At 64.9% G+C, this 19,277-nt stretch carries 3 protein-coding genes; all 3 read left to right on the plus strand.

Translation table 11 applies throughout. The annotated features are described in order from the left end of the window. The coding region (locus JQ629_RS28185) for an amino acid adenylation domain-containing protein (protein ID WP_212415387.1) at positions 1-1,767 on the plus strand (1,767 nt) is incomplete at its 5' end. After that, positions 1,760-18,196, plus strand: coding sequence for a non-ribosomal peptide synthase/polyketide synthase (locus JQ629_RS28190; RefSeq protein ID WP_212415388.1), 16,437 nt, complete (start codon positions 1,760-1,762; stop codon positions 18,194-18,196). The genes JQ629_RS28185 and JQ629_RS28190, both read left to right, overlap by 8 nt. After that, a complete protein-coding gene (locus tag JQ629_RS28195; RefSeq protein WP_349631331.1) occupies positions 18,193-19,212 on the plus strand; it encodes an alpha/beta hydrolase in 1,020 nt (339 codons plus the stop codon). Before JQ629_RS28190 ends, JQ629_RS28195 begins: the two co-directional genes overlap by 4 nt. Positions 19,213-19,277: the final 65 nt, after the last annotated feature.

The following is a 19,277-nucleotide window of genomic DNA, read 5'->3' on the forward strand; positions in this document are numbered from 1 at the left end:
CCGGATGCGATCGCGCTGGTGTTTGGCGATGCGGAGCTGAGCTATGGCGAGCTGAACACGCGCGCCAACAGGCTGGCGAGGGGCTTGCGGGATTACGGTGTCGGCACGGACGTGGTGGTCGGCCTGGCGCTGGAGCGCGGCGTCGCGATGATGGTGGCGCTGCTGGCGGTGCTCAAGGCCGGCGGCGCCTATCTGCCGCTCGATCCGGATTATCCGCCGGAGCGGCTTTCGCACATGCTGCGCGACAGCGGCGCAGCGCTGGTGCTGACGCAGACGTCGTTGCTGGAGCAGTTTGCTCCCGTGCTCAAGGAAACCGGTGCCGAGGCGTGGCTGCTCGACGAGGCGGCTGGCGGTGAGGGTGGTAATGCCGACAATCTTGATCTCACGATCCATCCCGAGAGCCTGGCCTATGTGATCTACACCTCGGGTTCGACCGGCCTGCCCAAGGGCGTGATGGTTCGCCACGACGCGGTGACGAACTTTCTGGCGACGATGTCGGAACAGCCGGGGATGACATCGCAGGACCGCGTGCTGGGCCTGACCTCGCTGTCGTTCGACATTGCGGTGCTGGAACTGTGGCTGCCACTCACGCTGGGGGCGCGCGTGGTGCTGGCGGATCGCGCCGCCGCGCATGATCCGGGTCAGCTCAAGGCGATGGTGGCGGCGCAAGGCGTGACGATGATCCAGGCGACGCCGTCGACCTGGCGGATGCTGCTCGATCACGATGGGCCACAGCTTCCGCAAAGCTGCCGCGTGCTGTGCGGCGGCGAGGCGCTGCCGCCGGATCTTTCGCGTCGGCTGGTAGCGCAGGCCGGCGAGGTCTGGAATCTGTACGGCCCGACCGAGACCACGGTGTGGTCGGCCCGTCATCGCCTCGACGCGCAAGACGATAGGCCTGTGCTGGGCGGCCCGATCGGCAATACCACGCTGCACATCCTGGACAATGATCTCAATCTTGCGCCGGTCGGGGTTGCCGGCGAACTCTATATCGGCGGCGAGGGACTCGCGCGCGGCTATTGGCGGCGCGGCGCGCTGACGGCGGAACGTTTTATTCCCGATCCGTTCGGCACTCCCGGGGCACGGCTTTACCGCACGGGCGACGTCGCGCGGTGGCGGGCCGACGGCGTGATCGAATATATCGGCCGCTCGGATCACCAGGTGAAGATCCGCGGCTTCCGGATCGAGCTCGGCGAGATCGAGGCGCGGCTGATGGAGCAGGCTGCGGTGCGCGCAGCCGTGGTGGTGGCGCGTGAGGTTGGCGCTGGCCGCCAGCTCGTGGGCTATGTCAGCGGCGAGGCGTCGCTGGACGGCTTGGCGCTCAAGACGGCGCTGTCATCGGTGCTGCCGGACTATATGGTGCCGGCGCGGATCGTGGTGCTGGATCGCTTGCCGCTGACGCCGAACGGCAAGATCGACCGCAAGGCGCTGCCGGCGCCGGATCAGCTCGGCGCCGCCGAGCATGTCGCGCCGCGCACGCCAACCGAGGCCGCGCTGGCCGCGATCTGGGCCGACCTGTTGCGCCAGCCCAATGTCGGCGTCACCGACAACTTCTTCGAGCTCGGTGGGGATTCTCTCACCGCCGTTCAACTCATCAGCCGTATCAAGCGCGATCTCGGCCATGACCTGCCGCTGAACCGCCTGTTTGAAATGACGACCGTCGAAACCATGGCTGCCAGCCTCGCCCCGGAGATTCAGGTCGACAAGCGCGGCGATGACATCGCCGCGATGCTCGACATGTTGAAGGAAGTCGAATTTTCCGATGAGTGACACCGCCACCACGCAGAAGCAGCAGCTTCGCGACATCTCGCGGCGATTGATGCGCCTTGATGCGAGCAAGCAGCATGCGTTCCTGACGCAGCTGGCGGCCAAAGGCGTTAACCTGGCCATGCTGCCGATTGCGCGCCAGGAACGGACACGCGCGCCGCTTTCCTTTGCGCAGTCGCGCCTCTGGTTCCTGTGGCGAATGGATCCTGATAGCGCAGCCTACAACATCTCGGCGACCGTGCGGGTGCGCGGTAAACTCGATGTGCATGCGATGCAGCAGGCGTTCGACAGGCTGGTTGTCAGGCACAGCGCACTTCGTACGGTGTTTCGGCAAGAGGGCCGGGATGCCGAGCAGATCGTGCTCGATCCGCAACCGGTCGAGATCAGGCACGTCAAGGTGGACGGCCGCGACCGCGAACAGCAGGCTCACCTGCTGGCGCGCGAGGAAGCCGCGCGCCCCTTCGATCTCGAGGCCGGCCTGCTCATGCGGGCCGCCGTGCTGACGCTGGAAGAGGACGACAGGTTTGTCGTGGTCAGCCTGCACCATATCGTCGCCGATGGCTGGTCGATGGCGGTGCTGGTCGAGGAGTTCTGGCAGCTGTATGCGGCCGTTGCGCGAGGTGAGGCGCCGGCGCTGCCCGAACTTGATGTTGAATACATCGATTATGCCGAATGGCAGCGGCTCTGGATGAGCGTGGTCGACGGCGAGCGACAGATAGATTACTGGACGACGCGCCTTAGGGATCCTGCGGTGCTGCAGCTCCCCATCGATCGGGCGCGGCCGGCGGAGCCCGACCTTGCCGGCGCCGCGGTTCGCATGGAGCTTGATCCGAGGCTCGCCGATGCCCTGCGTGCTTTGGCGCGCACGCACAAGACGACGCTGTTCGCCATCCTGCTGGCGAGCTTCAAGCTGCTGCTCTATCGCTACACCGGCCAATCCGACATCGGCGTCGGTGTGCCGGTTGCCAATCGTCACCGGGACGAGACCCGGGGGATGATCGGACTGTTCGTCAACACCCAGGTGCTGCGCACGCAGCTTGACGGGCGCGCGGCAATCGCGGACTTCATCGCAACCGTCCATGCAGCCACGATCGAAGCCCAGGAGAACCAGGATCTCCCGTTCGAGCGGCTATTGGAGGTACTGCAGCCCAAGCGCAGCCTGAGCCAGAATCCTCTCTTCCAGGTTCTCTACAACCACCAGCGCCGCCGGACATCGGACAATTCGACCGGCCTGACCGGCCTGCAGATCGAAAAAATCGACCCCAATATCGACACCGTCAAGTTCGATCTGGCGCTCGACAGCGAAGAGGGACCGTCAGGAGAGATACGCGCGATATTCACCTACGCAACGGCTCTGTTTGACGCGGCGACGATCGAACGCCTTGCGGCGCATTGGATCACGCTCCTCAAGGCGATGGCTCAGGATTCGTCGCAGTCTATCGCCGGAATCGCGCTGCTTTGCGAGCAGGAACTGACTCAAATCAGGAGCTGGAACGGAGCAGACGCCGGTTCGGCGACGCCGTTCACGCCCGTGCATCAGACGGTAGCCCGCTTTGCCGCGCAAACGCCAGACGCGCCGGCGCTCGTCTTCGGCGACGACGTTATCTCGTATGACGAACTCAACCGTCGCGCTAACCGCCTTGCGCATCGACTGATCCGTCTTGGTGTCACCAGTTCCGACCTGGTCGGCCTGTCGGCGCAACGTTCGCCATCTCTCGTCGTGGCGCTGCTGGCCGTACTGAAGACGGGCGCGGCCTATCTGCCGCTTGATCCCGACCACCCGGTCAAGCGGCAGCTCGCCACCATGCGCGATGCCGGCGTGCGTTTTGTGCTGACGGATACGGCCAGTGAAGCGCTGACCTCGCAACCGTCTGGGGTCAAAGTTGTTCTGCTTGATGTAGTTGATCCTGATCAGGAGACGGAGAGCGATCCTGCGATCGCCGTGGGAACGCAAAGCCTCGCCTATGTGATCTACACGTCGGGTTCGACCGGACTACCGAAAGGTGTCGCGGTCGAGCATGGACCGTTCGCGATGCATTGCGAGGTGACTGCCGGCCTCTACGACATGGACCGGCATTCCCGCGAACTGCACTTCCTGTCCTTTACGTTCGACGGAGCGCATGAACGGCTCTGGACCGCGCTGACCTGCGGCGCCGCGCTGGTGATGCGGGACGAGAATCTATGGTCAGCCGAACAGACGCTGGACGTCATGCGCAAGCAGCGCGTCACCAACGCCGGCTTTCCACCAGCTTACCTGCAGCAGCTCGCCGACTTTGCTGAGTGGCGCGGCGATCCACCGCCGGTCTCGCTCTATTCTTTCGGCGGCGAGGCGATGCCGAAGGCCGGCTTCGACAAGGTCAAGCGCGCGCTCAAGCCAAGGACGTTGATCAATGGTTACGGCCCGACCGAAACCGTGGTGACGCCGCTGGTCTGGAAGGTCGATGCCAGCGAAGAGATTGAGGGCAATTATGCGCCTATCGGTCGCCCGGTCGGCCGGCGGTCTGCCTATGTCCTCGATGCTGATCTGAACATCGTGCCGGTCGGCGTAACCGGCGAACTGTTCATCGGCGGCGAAGGGGTGGCGCGGGGCTACTGGCGGCGCGGCGCGCTGACGGCGGAGCGATTTATCCCCGACCCCTTTGGCGCGCCGGGCATGCGGCTATACCGCACCGGCGATCTGGCCCGATGGCGTCCGGATGGCGTGATCGAATATCTCGGCCGCTCCGATCATCAGGTCAAGATTCGCGGTTTCCGGATTGAGCTTGGCGAAATCGAGGCGTGGCTGATGCGTCAGCCCGGCGTGCAATCGGCGGTCGTCATCGCCCGCGACGCCAGGGCAACCCATCAGCTGGTGGGTTATGTCTGTGGTGAAGGGGCGTTCGACGAGACGGCAATGCGCGCCGCGCTCGCGGACGGGCTGCCGGATTACATGGTGCCGGCCCGCATCATCAGACTTGAAAGCCTGCCGCTCACCGCTCATGGCAAGGTGGACCGTGAGGCGTTGCCGGTCCCCGACATGCACGCCGCCGCTGCACACGTCGCGCCGCGCACCGCGACGGAGACGACGCTTGCCGCGATCTGGGCGGAGCTTCTTGGCCAACCCCTGATTGGCGTCGACGACAACTTCTTCGAACTCGGCGGCGATTCAATCATCTCGCTGCAGATGGTGGGTCGCGCCCGGCAGGCCGGCCTGCTGATCGAGCCGCGTGACGTTTTCCGGCACCAGACATTGCAGGAACTGGCACTGGCGGCGCGTTCGGAACAGGCGATGCCATATGCCGAGCCCGAGAAGGATCTGGCGGGGAGCGAGCACCCGCTGTTGCCGATTCAAATGCGTTTCTTCGGCGAGGACGCCGGCGAACGCCACCACTGGAACCAGGCTGTGCTGCTGATGCCGCAGTCGCGGCTGGATTGGGCGATCGTGGAACGCACGGTCGCCGCTGTCGTGGCGCATCACGATGCGCTGCGTCTGCGTTTCGAAGAGATCGATAGCGTCTGGTGGGCGTCCTATGGCGCCGCGCCCCCGGTCTCCGAAATATTCTGGATTCGAAGCGGCATGCGCGATGCGGCCGAGGTGACGGCGCTGGCGTCAGCGGCCCAGGCGAGCCTGTCATTGCAAGGACCGCTGTTGCGCGTGGTCGGAATGGACCTTGCCGACGGCAGCCAGCGGCTCCTGATATCGGTGCATCATCTCGTCATCGACGGCGTGTCATGGCGGGTGCTGCTGGAAGACGTCGCATCGGTTTACGGCCAGATGGCGCAGGGCGCGGCCTCCGTTGCGTTGACGCCGAAGAGCCAATCCTATTCGTCCTGGGCCGCGCGCTTGAAAGCGCATGCAGGCAGCGTCGAACTGGCGGCCGAACTGCCGTATTGGATCGAACGCAAGCCCAACGCCGATCTGCCCTGCGACAACGATCATGGCGACGTCGATCGGGTTGCCGAGGGCGAGGAAATCTCGCTGACATTCGACGCGGGCCTGACGACGCGGCTGCTCAAGGAAGCGCCGTCCGCCTACCGCACCCAGGTCAACGATCTGCTGCTGGCGGCGTTGGCGCGCGCGGTATCGTGCTGGAGCGGGATTGACGATGTCCTTGTCGAACTCGAAGGCCATGGCCGGGAAGACATCTTCCCGGGTACGGAAATTTCACGCACGGTGGGCTGGTTCACCACCGCGTTCCCTGTTCGCCTGCCTAGAGGTTCGGGCGACGACGCTGCGCTGATCAAGGCCGTCAAGGAAGAGCTGCGGGCGATCCCCGCGCGCGGGCTGGGCTACGGCATTCTGCGCTATCTCGGCACCGAAGCGCAGCGCCATGCGCTTTCCGCAATCCCCGAGCCGCGTATCGTTTTCAATTATCTCGGCCAGTTCGATGCGAGCCTGGGTGAGGGGGCCTCGTTCAAGGTTGCGCCCGAGAGCGCCGGCGCCGCACGCAGTGCGAGCGCCCCGCTTGGCCGCTGGCTCAGCATCAACGGCCAGGTGCGCGACGGACTGCTGCGGCTGTCGTTCATTTTCGGTCGCAAGCGCTACCGGCGCGCGACGGTGGAACGCCTCGCAGAGTATTATGCGGCAGCCCTGCGCGAGCTGGTGGACCATTGCACCGGCGGCGCGCATGGGATTACGCCGTCGGACGTCGAACTCTCCCGTTTGAGCCAGGCCGACCTCGACGTTCTGACTGCGACGATCGATTGTCGTGAGATCGAGGACATCTATCCGCTGTCGCCGATGCAGCAGGGCATGCTGTTCCATGCGTTGCGCGATGGCGAAAGCGGAAATTATGTCAACCAGGTCGGCCTGGAAATCCGTGGCATCGATTCCGGCAGGCTGCGAGCGGCCTGGCAGGAAGTAAGCGCACGGCACGCGGTACTGCGCACTGGTTTCGCCTGGCGCGAACTGTCGGGCGCGGCCCAGCAGGTGGTGTATCGTCATGTGACGCTGCCGTTCGTCGAAGAAGACTGGCGCGAGCGGGCGGCCAGCATGGACCGCAGCGAACTCGAGGCCGCGCTGGCGTTGGCGTCGCAGGCCGAGCGGGCTGAAGGTTTCGATCTGTCGGATGCGCCCTTGCAGCGGGTGCGGCTAATCAGACTCGAGGAAGGCCGCCACTGGCTGATCTGGACGCATCACCACATCCTGCTCGACGGCTGGAGCTCGGCGCGACTGGTGGCCGAGATACTGCAGCACGAACGCGGCGGCCGATTGCCCGCCGTGCACGGCCGTTACCGTGACTATATCGGCTGGCTGCAAAGGCAGGATCGCGACGCATCGGCGGCGTTCTGGCGTACCGCCTTGGCCGAGTTGGACGAGCCGAGCTTCGTGGTGGATGTGCTGGGAGGACCTTCGAGCACAGGCGCAGCCGGTCACGGTTCGCTGGATCTGCTCCTCACTCCTGATCTGACCGCAAGATTACAGGCGTTTGCCAGGCGCGAGCGCGTGACGTTGAACACACTCCTGCAGGGTGCGTGGGCGCAACTGTTGCGGCGTCATACCGGACAGCGCGTTGTGTGTTTCGGAGCGACGGTGTCCGGCAGGCCAGCGGAGATCGCTGGGTCCGAGGAAATGGTCGGCCTCTTTATTAACACGCTGCCGGTAGTCGATCAGGCAGATCCGCAAGCCGAAATCGGCTCTTGGCTTCGCGGCTTGCAGGAGCGCAACATTGATCTGCGCGACCATGGCTGGATGCCGCTCTACGAGATCCAGCGCCTGGCCGGACGATCCGGCCGGCCGCTGTTCGACAGCATCCTGGTGTTCGAGAACTATCCGATCGATGAGGCCCTGCGCGGCGAGAATGAAAGCGGTTCGCGCTTTGGACGGGTCGAGCAGGTCTCGATCACTAATTATGCGCTCACGGTAGCGGTATTCGCCAAGACCGACGGCATCAATCTCGGTTTCCGCTATGACCGCGGCCGGTTCGACCAGGACCAGATAAGATATCTGCAAGCCTGCTTGTCGCGCCTGCTCGCGCAGATCGTGACGGATGCCGCCGCTCCGCTTGGCGAACTCACCGGGCTTGATGGCGATGAGGTCAGGCAAATGCTCGCCTGGAGTGGCGGCGCAATCGAGCTCGACAAGATTTCGGATTTTGGTGGCGGAACCGTTGCCCGCATCGAGGCGCAGGCCGCTGCTTCACCGTCCTCAATTGCGTTGGTCTTCGGCGATCAACGGGTCAGCTATGGCGAGTTGAACGCTCGCGCCAATCGTCTGGCGCGACAGTTGCGGGACCGCGGTATTGGCCGCGACCAGCTGGTGGGTGTCGCGCTGGAACGCAGCGTCGAATTGATCGTTGGTGTGCTCGCCGTCCTCAAGGCCGGCGCGGGCTATCTGCCGCTCGACGCGGATTATCCGGCTGATCGGCTGCTGCATATGCTGCGCGACAGTGACGCCGGGCTGGTGCTTACTCAAAGCCGGCTGCTTGAACGCCTCGCGCCCGTGATTGCGAAAGCGGCCGCGGAGGCCTGGACGATCGACGCGGAGAATAAGGCCGGGGCAGCGGAGCAGGGCAATCTCGATATCGCGCTTGATCCGGCCGGTCTCGCCTATGTGATGTACACGTCGGGATCGACGGGCATGCCAAAGGGCGTTGCCTGCTCGCATGGCGCGCTGGCCGCACGGCTCGGCTGGATGCAGGCGGAATACCGCCTCGATGCCAGCGAGACCCTGCTGCAGAAAACACCGTTCAGCTTCGACGTGTCGGTGTGGGAAATTCTGTGGCCGCTTGCGGTCGGTGCGCGCCTTGCGATCGCCGCGCCGGGTGCACATCGCGAACCGCGGCTTCTCATTGACGCGGTCGTTGCCCACGATGTGACGACGCTGCATTTCGTGCCGCCAATGCTCGAGCATTTTATTGCTGAGCCGGAGGTGGAACGCTGCGTGACGCTCAAGCGGCTGTTTGCCGGCGGCGAAGCCTTGTCTGCGGAGTTGAAGGCGCGCGTGCTCGCAGCCTTCCCCGACGTTCGCTTCGACAACCGCTACGGTCCGACCGAGGCCCTGATCAACGCGACGTTCTGGAATTGCCGCGACGACGGCGCGGTGCGCGTGCCGATCGGGCGACCGATCCCGGGCACGGCCATTCGCATCCTTGACGCCGCGCTGAACCTGGTTCCGGCCGGGGTGATGGGCGAGTTGTTCATCGGCGGCGTCGGGCTGGCGCGCGGCTATTGGAAGCGCCAGGGGTTGACGGCGGAACGGCTCATCCCGGATCCGTTTGGCGGTCCCGGTGAGCGGCTGTACCGGACGGGGGATCTGGCGCGCTGGCGCCCGGACGGCGCCATCGAGTATGTCGGGCGATCCGACCACCAGATCAAGATCCGCGGCTTCCGCATCGAACTCGGAGAGATCGAAGCGCGGCTGCTGGAGCAGCCCGGCGTACGCTCTGCGGTGGTGGTTGCGCGCGAGGTGGGTCTGGCGCGTCAGCTCTTCGGCTACGTTTGCGGGACGGACGAACTTGACGGGACGGACTTGCGCGCGGCGCTGTCGTCCGTTCTGCCGGACTACATGGTGCCGTCGCGAATCGTGACGCTGGAACGGCTGCCGCTGTCGCCGAACGGCAAGGTCGACCGCCGTGCGCTCCCGGCGCCGGACGCGATCGACACCGGCTCGGAGCACCTGGCGCCGCGTACCCCGGCGGAAATGGCGCTCGCGGCGATCTGGGCCGAACTGCTCGGCCGGCCTGTCGTGGGCCTATCCGACAATTTCTTCGAACTCGGCGGCGATTCGATTATCTCGCTGCAAATGGTGAGCCGCGCCCGACGCGCCGGTTACCTGATCGAACCGCGCGATGTGTTCCAGCATCAGACGCTGGAAGCCCTGGCGTTTGCGGCACGTACCGAGCAACTGAGCGAGACGCGCGCCGACCAGGGATTGGTATCCGGTTCGCATCGTCTGCTGCCGATACAGACCCGGTTCTTCGCAGAGGATGTTACAGAACGCGATCACTGGAACCAGGCGGTGCTGCTGCGGTCGAACGACCGGCTTGACTGGGAGGTCATGGGACGCGCGATAGCGGCCGTGCTGGCCCATCACGACGCGTTGCGGCTTCGCTTCGAAGCGAGTGACGGCGTGTGGCGTGCGGAGCATGGTGCCGCGCCGGACGTGGCTGAACTGTTGTGGCTCCGAAGCGCGGTTGATGGTGAAGCCGTCACGGTGCTTGCAGCGTCGGCGCAGGCAAGCCTGTCGCTGGCCAATGGTCCGTTGCTGCGCGCGGTTGGCATCGATGTCGCCGACGGCAGCCAGCGCTTGCTGATCGTGATCCATCATCTGGTTGTGGACGGTGTGTCGTGGCGGGTTCTGCTGGAAGACGTCGCGGCGGCGTACGGCCAGTTGACGCAAGGCAACACGGTTGCGCTTCCGCCGAAGAGCCATGCCTATTCCCTGTGGGGTGCCCGGCTGGAGGCTTATGCGTCGTCGTGCGAACTCGCGGCAGAACTACCCTATTGGGTGGAGCGCAACGGAGTTGCGGATTTTCCGTGCGACGACGATCACGGCGGCATCGACACCATCGCCGACGCCGATGAAATCTCGCTGTCGTTCGACGTAGAACTGACGCAGCGCCTGCTGACGGACGCGCCTTCCGCCTACCGCACGCAAATAAACGACCTTCTCCTCGCCGGCCTGGCGCGCGCCGTCTGGCAATGGAGCGGACAGGACGATGTCCTGGTCGAGCTGGAAGGCCACGGCCGCGAGGATCTGTTCGGCGATATCGATATCTCGCGTACGGTCGGCTGGTTTACGACCGCGTTTCCCGTGCGTCTGGCCGGCGGCTCGCAGGATCCGTCGTTGTTGATCAAGACCGTGAAGGAAGAGCTTCGCGCCATTCCCGGCCGTGGGCTGGGCTACGGCGTGCTGCGCTATCTCGGCTCTGAAGAGCAGCGCGCCGCGTTGTCGAAAGCGGCCGAGCCGAAGATCACGTTCAATTATCTCGGCCAGATCGACGGCGGCGCGGGAGAGGCGTTCGCCATGGCGTCCGAAAGTGCGGGCCCCTCGCGCAGCGCATCGAGCCCTCTGCGGCGCTGGCTCAGCGTCAGCGGCACGGTGCGCGAGGGCCAGTTGCGGCTGTCGTTCGGCTTCGGCCGCAAACGCTATCGGCGCGAGACGGTCGAGCGGCTGGCCGCGTTGTATGAGGCGGCGCTGCGGGAGTTGGTCGATCACTGCACCAGCGGTGCCAGCGGAATCACGCCGTCGGATGTGGCGTTGTCCGGGCTCAGCCAAACCGATCTCGACCGGCTGGAACTCGACTGGCGCCAGATCGAGGATGTCTATCCGTTGTCGCCTATGCAGCAGGGCATGCTGTTCCATGCGATGCACGACGGCGAGAGCGGACTTTATGTCAACCAGGTTGCCGCCGAAATACACGGCCTTGATGCCGGCAAGCTTCGTCTGGCCTGGCAGGCGGTCAGCGACCGCCATGCGGTGCTGCGCACCGGGTTTGTCTGGCGCGACCTGTCGGGTTCGGCGCAACAGGTGGTCTATCGCCACGCCGAGGTGCCGTTCGTCGAGGAGGATTGGCGCGCGCGCCTTGCGGTGCTGGAGCAATCCGGACTGGATGCTGCGCTTTCGGACGTCTCGCGGCAGGAACGCCTCGAAGGCTTTGACCTGTCGCGGCCACCCTTGCAGCGGGTCCGGCTGATTCGTTTGGGAGAAGACCGTCACTGGCTGATCTGGACCCATCATCACATCCTGCTCGATGGATGGAGTTCGGCGCGGCTGATCGCCGAGGTGTTGCAATACAGCGCCGATGGCCGATTGCCAGCCTTGCAGCGCCGCTATCGGGATTACATCGGCTGGCTGCAGAACAGGGATCGCGACGCCGCAGCCGCGTTCTGGCGCACGGCGATGGCGGAACGGGGGGAGCCGGGTCTGCTCTCGGATGGTTCGCCGGAACGCTCGAGCGGAGCAACGCCGGGTCACGGTGCGTTGGCGCTGGAAATGGACGTCGCGTTGACCGCGCGGCTGCAGCAATTTGCGGCGCGGGAGCGCGTGACGCTCAACACATTGGTGCAGGCCGCTTGGGCGCAATTGCTGCGTCAGCATACCGGGCAGGGCACGGTCTGCTTCGGCGTCACCGTGTCGGGGCGGCCGTCGGAGCTCGCAGGCGCCGAAGACATGGTGGGCCTGTTCATCAACACTTTGCCGGTCGTCGACAGCGCCAGTCCGCAGCAGAAAATCGGCGCATGGCTGCGCGAGCTGCAGGATCGCAATCTGACCATGCGCGAATTCGGCTGGACGCCGCTCTATGAAATCCAGCGCCTGGCGGGACGTCCCGGACGGCCGCTGTTCGACAGCATCCTGGTGTTCGAGAATTATCCGGTCGACAGTGCGCTCAAGGAGAAGAACCAGCGCGTCCGTGTCGGCGAGACAAGGATCACCGAGACCAGCAACTATCCGCTGTTCGCGAGCGTCGGTCTCGATGAGCGGCTGCGGCTGGTGCTCAACTATCAGCGTCAACATTTTGACGAGGCGCAGGTGGCGCGGCTGCAGGCCGCCTTCGTGCGGTTGCTGGAGGCGTTGAGCGCTGATGCGGATCGACCGGTCGGTATGATCGCGGCGAACGATCCTGTGGATGAGGCGCTGCTTTTGCGCATGAACAGTACCCGTCGTGACCAACCACGCCGGGGAATTGTCGAGCAGTTCGAAGAGCAGGTCCGCCGATCTCCGGATGCGATCGCGCTGGTGTTTGGCGATGCGGAGCTGAGCTATGGCGAGCTGAACACGCGCGCCAACAGGCTGGCGAGGGGCTTGCGGGATTACGGTGTCGGCACGGACGTGGTGGTCGGCCTGGCGCTGGAGCGTGGCGTCGCGATGATGGTGGCGCTGCTGGCGGTGCTCAAGGCCGGCGGCGCCTATCTGCCGCTCGATCCGGATTATCCGCCGGAGCGGCTTTCGCACATGCTGCGCGACAGCGGCGCAGCGCTGGTGCTGACGCAGACGTCGTTGCTGGAGCAGTTTGCTCCCGTGCTCAAGGAAACCGGTGCCGAGGCGTGGCTGCTCGACGAGGCGGCTGGCGGTGAGGGTGGTAATGCCGACAATCTTGATCTCACGATCCATCCCGAGAGCCTGGCCTATGTGATCTACACCTCGGGTTCGACCGGTCTGCCCAAGGGCGTGATGGTTCGCCACGACGCGGTGACGAACTTTCTGGCGACGATGTCGGAACAGCCGGGGATGACATCGCAGGACCGCGTGCTGGGCCTGACCTCGCTGTCGTTCGACATTGCGGTGCTGGAACTGTGGCTGCCACTCACGCTGGGGGCGCGCGTGGTGCTGGCGGATCGCGCCGCCGCGCATGATCCGGGTCAGCTCAAGGCGATGGTGGCGGCGCAAGGCGTGACGATGATCCAGGCGACGCCGTCGACCTGGCGGATGCTGCTCGATCACGATGGGCCACAGCTTCCGCAAAGCTGCCGCGTGCTGTGCGGCGGCGAGGCGCTGCCGCCGGATCTTTCGCGTCGGCTGGTAGCGCAGGCCGGCGAGGTCTGGAATCTGTACGGCCCGACCGAGACCACGGTGTGGTCGGCCCGTCATCGCCTCGACGCGCAAGACGATAGGCCTGTGCTGGGCGGCCCGATCGGCAATACCACGCTGCACATCCTGGACAATGATCTCAATCTTGCGCCGGTCGGGGTTGCCGGCGAACTCTATATCGGCGGCGAGGGACTCGCGCGCGGCTATTGGCGGCGCGGCGCGCTGACGGCGGAACGTTTTATTCCCGATCCGTTCGGCACTCCCGGGGCACGGCTTTACCGCACGGGCGACGTCGCGCGGTGGCGGGCCGACGGCGTGATCGAATATATCGGCCGCTCGGATCACCAGGTGAAGATCCGCGGCTTCCGGATCGAGCTCGGCGAGATCGAGGCGCGGCTGATGGAGCAGGCTGCGGTGCGCGCAGCCGTGGTGGTGGCGCGTGAGGTTGGCGCTGGCCGCCAACTCGTGGGCTATGTCAGCGGCGAGGCGTCGCTGGACGGGTTGGCGCTCAAGACGGCGCTGTCATCGGTGCTGCCGGATTACATGGTGCCTGCTCGTATCGTCGTGCTGGATCGCTTGCCGCTGACGCCGAACGGCAAGATCGACCGCAAGGCGCTGCCGGCGCCGGATCAGCTCGGCGCCGCCGAGCATGTCGCGCCGCGCACGCCAACCGAGGCCGCGCTGGCCGCGATCTGGGCCGACCTGCTGCGCCAGCCCAATGTGGGCGTCACCGACAATTTCTTCGAGCTCGGTGGGGACTCGATCATTTCGCTGCAAATGGTCAGCCGCGCACGCCGCGAAGGCGTCCTGATCGAGCCGCGTGACTGCTTTCAGCATCAAACGATCGAGACGCTTGCAGCAGTCGCCCGGGAAGTCCGGCTGCCAAAGGAAGCGCCGGCGCCGGTGCGGGGCTCGCTCTCGGGACTGAGCAGCGAACAGCTCGAAAAGCTCGCTCTCGACTGGAGCAGCATCGAGGACATCTACCCGTTGTCGCCGATGCAGCAGGGCATGCTGTTCCACAGCCTGCGTGATGCCGGCAGTGGCGTTTACGTCAATCAAGTCAGCGTTGAAATCCGTGGGCTCGATCCCGAACGCTTCCGGTCGGTATGGCAAGACGTGACCGCGCGTCATCCGATGCTTCGGACCGGCTTCCTGTGGCGCGAGCTATCCGGATCGCCGCTGCAAGCCGTCTATCGCGACGCAGCCGCGCCGTTCGAACAGGAGGACTGGCGCGGGCAAATCGTTACCGACGAACGCATCGCGGCGGCTCTAGCCGGCGAGCGGGCCGCCGAATTTGATCTCTCGGCGCCGCCCCTGCAAAGGGTTCGATTGCTGCGTCTCGAGGACGGCTTCTATCGCCTGATCTGGACCTATCATCACATCCTGATGGACGGCTGGAGCTCGGCGCGCTTTGTCGGCGAAGTGCTGGAGCGTTATTACGGCGGATTGTCCGCGGCGAACCCGACGCATTACCGCGACTATATCGCGTGGCTGGTTGCACAGGACGCGCAGGCGGCCGAACGCTTCTGGCGCGAACAGCTCAAGTCCTTCGACGAGCCGACGCAACTCGCCGATGCCTTCGGGTCTCGTCGTCATCCGGCTTCGGGTCACGCGCGCTGTTACACCCGGCTCGGCGAGACGGCGACCGCGCAGTTGAAGGCGTTCGCTCGCCGTGAGCGGATCACGCTCAATACCATTGTCCAGGGCGTGTGGGCGCTGTTGCTGCAGCGCTACACGGGCCAGCAGGCCGTGACTTTCGGCGTCACCGTCGCCGGTCGCCCGGCAGGCCTCGACGGATCGCAGCAGATGCTCGGTCTCTTCATCAACACGTTGCCCGTGATCGAATCGCCGTCGCTGGCAAGCACAGTCGGAGAATGGCTGCGGGCGCTTCAGGATCGCAACCTGGCGATCCGGGATTATGAGCACACGCCGCTCTACGACATTCAGAGCTGGGCCGGCCGCGGCGGCCAGACGATGTTCGACAGTATCATCGTGTTCGAAAACTATCCGATCGAACGCGGCATGCTGCAGAAGGGGGATGGCTCGCTGCAGTTCGATGGCCTGAAGAATGTCGACGTGACGAACTATCCGATGGACCTGTCGGTGCTCGTCGAGGAAACGCTTCAGGTCGAATATACCTATATGCCGAGCCATTTTACGCCAGCGCAGGCCGAGCAGATCAGGATGCAGTTCGAGCATCTGCTGGCGGCGCTGACGCGGGACGCTTCGGTGCTGCTTGGCGGCATCGATCCGGTCACGACGGTCGATGCCGGTGTTGCCGATAACTGCAATCGCCACGCGGTGCCTGCCGTCGCATTGCCGCTGGTGCATGAGGCGATCAGCGCACATGCGAAGCGTCACCCGGAACGAACAGCACTTACCATCGGCGGGAACGTGCTCTCGTTCGGAGCGTTCGACACCAAAGCCAATCGTCTTGCCCATCACCTGATTGGCCGCGGGCTCAAGCCCGAGCAGCGGGTCGGCGTCGTGGTCGAGCGAACCGAAGCCACGATGCTCGCGCTGCTCGCCGTCCTCAAGGCGGGCGGGGCGTACGTTCCGCTCGATCCGGAGCTTCCGTCCGAGCGACGCAAGTTTGTCATGCGCGATGCCGGGATTTCGTTCCTGCTGACGGGACAGCTCGAAGAGGACCTGGACAATGTTGAAAGAATCTCTCTTTCCACATTCGATTTCGATGCGGGCCCCCACCATGCGCCGCAACCGGATTTGCACCCCGAAAACCTCGCTTATCTGATCTACACCTCCGGTTCGACCGGGACGCCAAAGGGCGTGGCGGTTGCCCACGGGCCGCTTGCGATGCACTGTCACGTCACGGGAAGCCTCTACGAGATCGACGAGGGCTCGTGCGAATTGCATTTCCTGTCGCTGGCTTTCGACGGCGCGCATGAGCGCTGGTTGACGGTGTTGTCGCACGGCGCGCGGCTGCTGATGCGCGATGCGGAGCTGTGGACGCCGGAACAAACCGTCGAAGCTTTGCATGCGCATGGCGTCAGCCATATCGGCCTGCCGCCCGCCTATCTTCAGCAAGTCGCGGAATGGGTCGAGCAGGCGGGCAACCCACCGCCGGTCAAACTGTATTCTTTCGGCGGCGAGGCGATGCCGAAGGCGGGCTTTGACAAGGTCAAGCGCGTTCTGAAGCCGCGCATCCTGATCAACGGTTATGGGCCGACCGAAACCGTGGTCACGCCCCTGGTCTGGAAGGTCGATGGCGCCGCCGAATGCGATACGCCCTACGCGCCGATCGGTCTGCCGGTCGGTGATCGCAGCGCCTATATTCTCGATAGCTCGCTCAATATCATTCCCGCCGGTGTTGCAGGAGAGCTCTATCTCGGAGGCTTTGGGCTGGCGCGCGGCTATCAGGGAAAAGCGGGCATGACGGCCGAACGCTTCGTGCCGGACCCGTTCGCAGCGGCGCCGGGAGCACGACTCTATCGCACCGGCGACCTGGCGCGATGGTGCGAAGACGGCACCATTGAATATCTCGGCCGCAGCGACGACCAGGTCAAGATCAACGGCTTCCGGATCGAACTTGGCGAGATCCAGACCTCGCTTCTTCGGCACAAGGAGATCGAGCAAGCGGCGGTGGTGGCGTTACCGGGCGTTGCCGGAAGCCAGCTCGTTGCCTATGTCGCGCCGAAGGCGGCAAAGGCCTCGTCAGGAGCACCTGCCGAGGCGCTGGTCGACAGATTGACCGATTTCTTGAGGCGGACATTGCCGGTCTATATGGTGCCGGCACGGATCATGGTGCTTGATCGCCTGCCGGTGATGTCGAGCGGAAAGATCGACCGGCGCGCGCTGCCGGCGCCCGATACCGCGGCGCGAAGCTTCGTTGCTCCGCAGGGGGCTGCGGAAACCGCGATGGCGCGCCTGTGGGCCGACATACTCAAGCTGCCGCAAGTCGGCGTCACCGACAATTTCTTCGAACTGGGCGGCAACTCGATCCTCAGCCTCAAGGTCGTTGCCAGGTTGCGTCAGGACAAGAGCTTCGGCATCGAGATCAAGCTTCGCGATCTCCTGCAGAAGCCGACGATCCGGGCGCTGCTGGCAGATACCGGTGACGTGGCTCCCGCCGCTGCAGCGGCGCCGTCGGCATTGCTGCCGCTGAACGTTGCGGTTCCTGGAATGCATCCGGTGTTCTGTGTGCATGGTGGTTTCGGCACCGTCTTCGATTATGGACTGCTGGCGCGGCGCCTCCAAGGGCGCCGGCAGGTGATCGGGTTGCAATCCCGGATGCTTGTCGACAGTTCGTGGAGTGACCGGTCGCTCGAGGCGATGGCTGCGGATTATGCGCGCGAGATCAGACAGGTGCAGCCCCGCGGTCCGTACAGCCTGATCGGCTGGTCGCTCGGAGGGCTTCTCGTCAGCCTTGTTGCAGCCGAGCTCGAACGAAGCGGTGAACGTGTGGATCGTCTTGCCTTGGTCGACAGCTTCGTGCTGCGGACGCACGGCGGATCGAACCGGCAGGAAGCCGTAGCCCACTGGGCCGATGATCTCGCGGGATTGCTGTCGGCCGTTCTTCCGAACGCTGCATCCGGCCGTATCCATCCGCACGTGGAAGCAGCGAAACGCGCCGGCGCGCCGGAGACGTCCGCAAGCGTCCGGCGTCTGGCCGCGCAGATATTGGAAGAGGTGCAGGGACCATTGCCGGACGACACTCTGCTCGGCATCGACGATCTGTCGAGCGCCTTTGCAGTCGGGCGGCACCTGAAAACCCTGACGCAGAACGCCGCGCCGCCGCGTCGTCTCGCGGCCGCGCCGTTGTGCTGGTGGACGTCAGGTCGCCTGACGCAGCGCGATCGGCTGGAGACGCAGCTCCCGAATGCCGTTGATCGCGGCATTGTTGGCGACAACCATTTTACGATCCTCAGGGATGCCGATTTTCTCGATGAGATCTGCGCGCTGCTGGCTCCGGAGGCGACATCGACAACGTCGCAGGACCAGGTGCCGGAACCGGCGGAGTGAACAACCGTATGAGCCTTGATCCCGATATCGCAGCGCTCCTCGAGATGGTCCAGCTTGGGACCGAGAGCGGTGCACGCATTCCGTTTCCGCAACTGACCGCCATACAGGCACGCGCGGATTTCGACGCGTCTTCGCCGCTGCTCGACGTCGCCCCTCCGGCGCTGGCGTTTGAACGCGACCTCGCCCTGCCGACGCGCGATGGGGATGCCATCGCCGCGCGGCTGTACGCCCCGCGGGAGCCGGACGCGCAAAATCCCACGCCAGTTCTGCTTTATATGCACGGCGGCGGCTTTGTCGTCGGAAGTCTCGATTCGCATCAGCCCTTGTGCCGAGGCCTCGCCGCCGATAGCGGTGCGGCGGTGCTGTCGATTGGTTATCGGCTTGCCCCGGAGCATAAATTTCCGACGGCGTTCGAGGATGCCGTCGATGCGCTGGCCTGGATCGGTCGCGAGGGGGAGGTGGCCGGGCTGGACGCGGGCCGCGTTGCCGTTGGCGGCGATAGCGCCGGTGGGACGCTTGCCGCAGCACTGGCGATCGCAGCCAAGGCTGACCCAAGCCTGCCGCAGCCCGTTCTGCAGGTTCTCGCCTACCCAGGCCTGAGCGCACGGCAGACCTCGGATTCCTATAACCGGTATGGCTCGGGCTTTCTGCTCGAGCGGGACACCGTCGATTGGTTCTTCCGGCAATATCTCCGCGACGATTCCGACCGCGACGATTGGCGCTTTGCGCCGCTGGCCGCGCACGATCTCTCCGGGCTGGCGCCGGCGCTTTTTGTGCTTGCCGAATATGATCCGCTGGTGGACGAGGGGCGGGATTATGCGGCACGGCTTCGCGCCGCCGGCGTTGCCGTCGATCTCCAGATCTATCCGGGCATGATCCATGAGTTTTTGCGGATGGGAAATGTCGTTGCCAATGCCTTGCAGGCGCAGGCGGCGATCGGGCGGGCCCTGGCAAACGCTTTTAGCGCCTCCAGCGCCAGGGCTTGGACGGACACGAGGATTGAAGGTATGTCATGATGGCCTTCCGTCCCCTGGCCTTGGCCGCGAGAGCTCTTTGAGCCGATTTCCATGAACAAAAAGCC

Origin of the sequence: Bradyrhizobium sp. AUGA SZCCT0222, from assembly GCF_018130205.1 — a bacterium.
GTDB lineage: Bacteria > Pseudomonadota > Alphaproteobacteria > Rhizobiales > Xanthobacteraceae > Bradyrhizobium.

Bases quoted from the DNA above. Each gene is read 5' to 3' on its own strand.
- JQ629_RS28190 (WP_212415388.1), top strand. From the start codon at position 1,760: ATGAGTGACACCGCCACCACGCAGAAGCAGCAGCTTCGCGACATCTCG.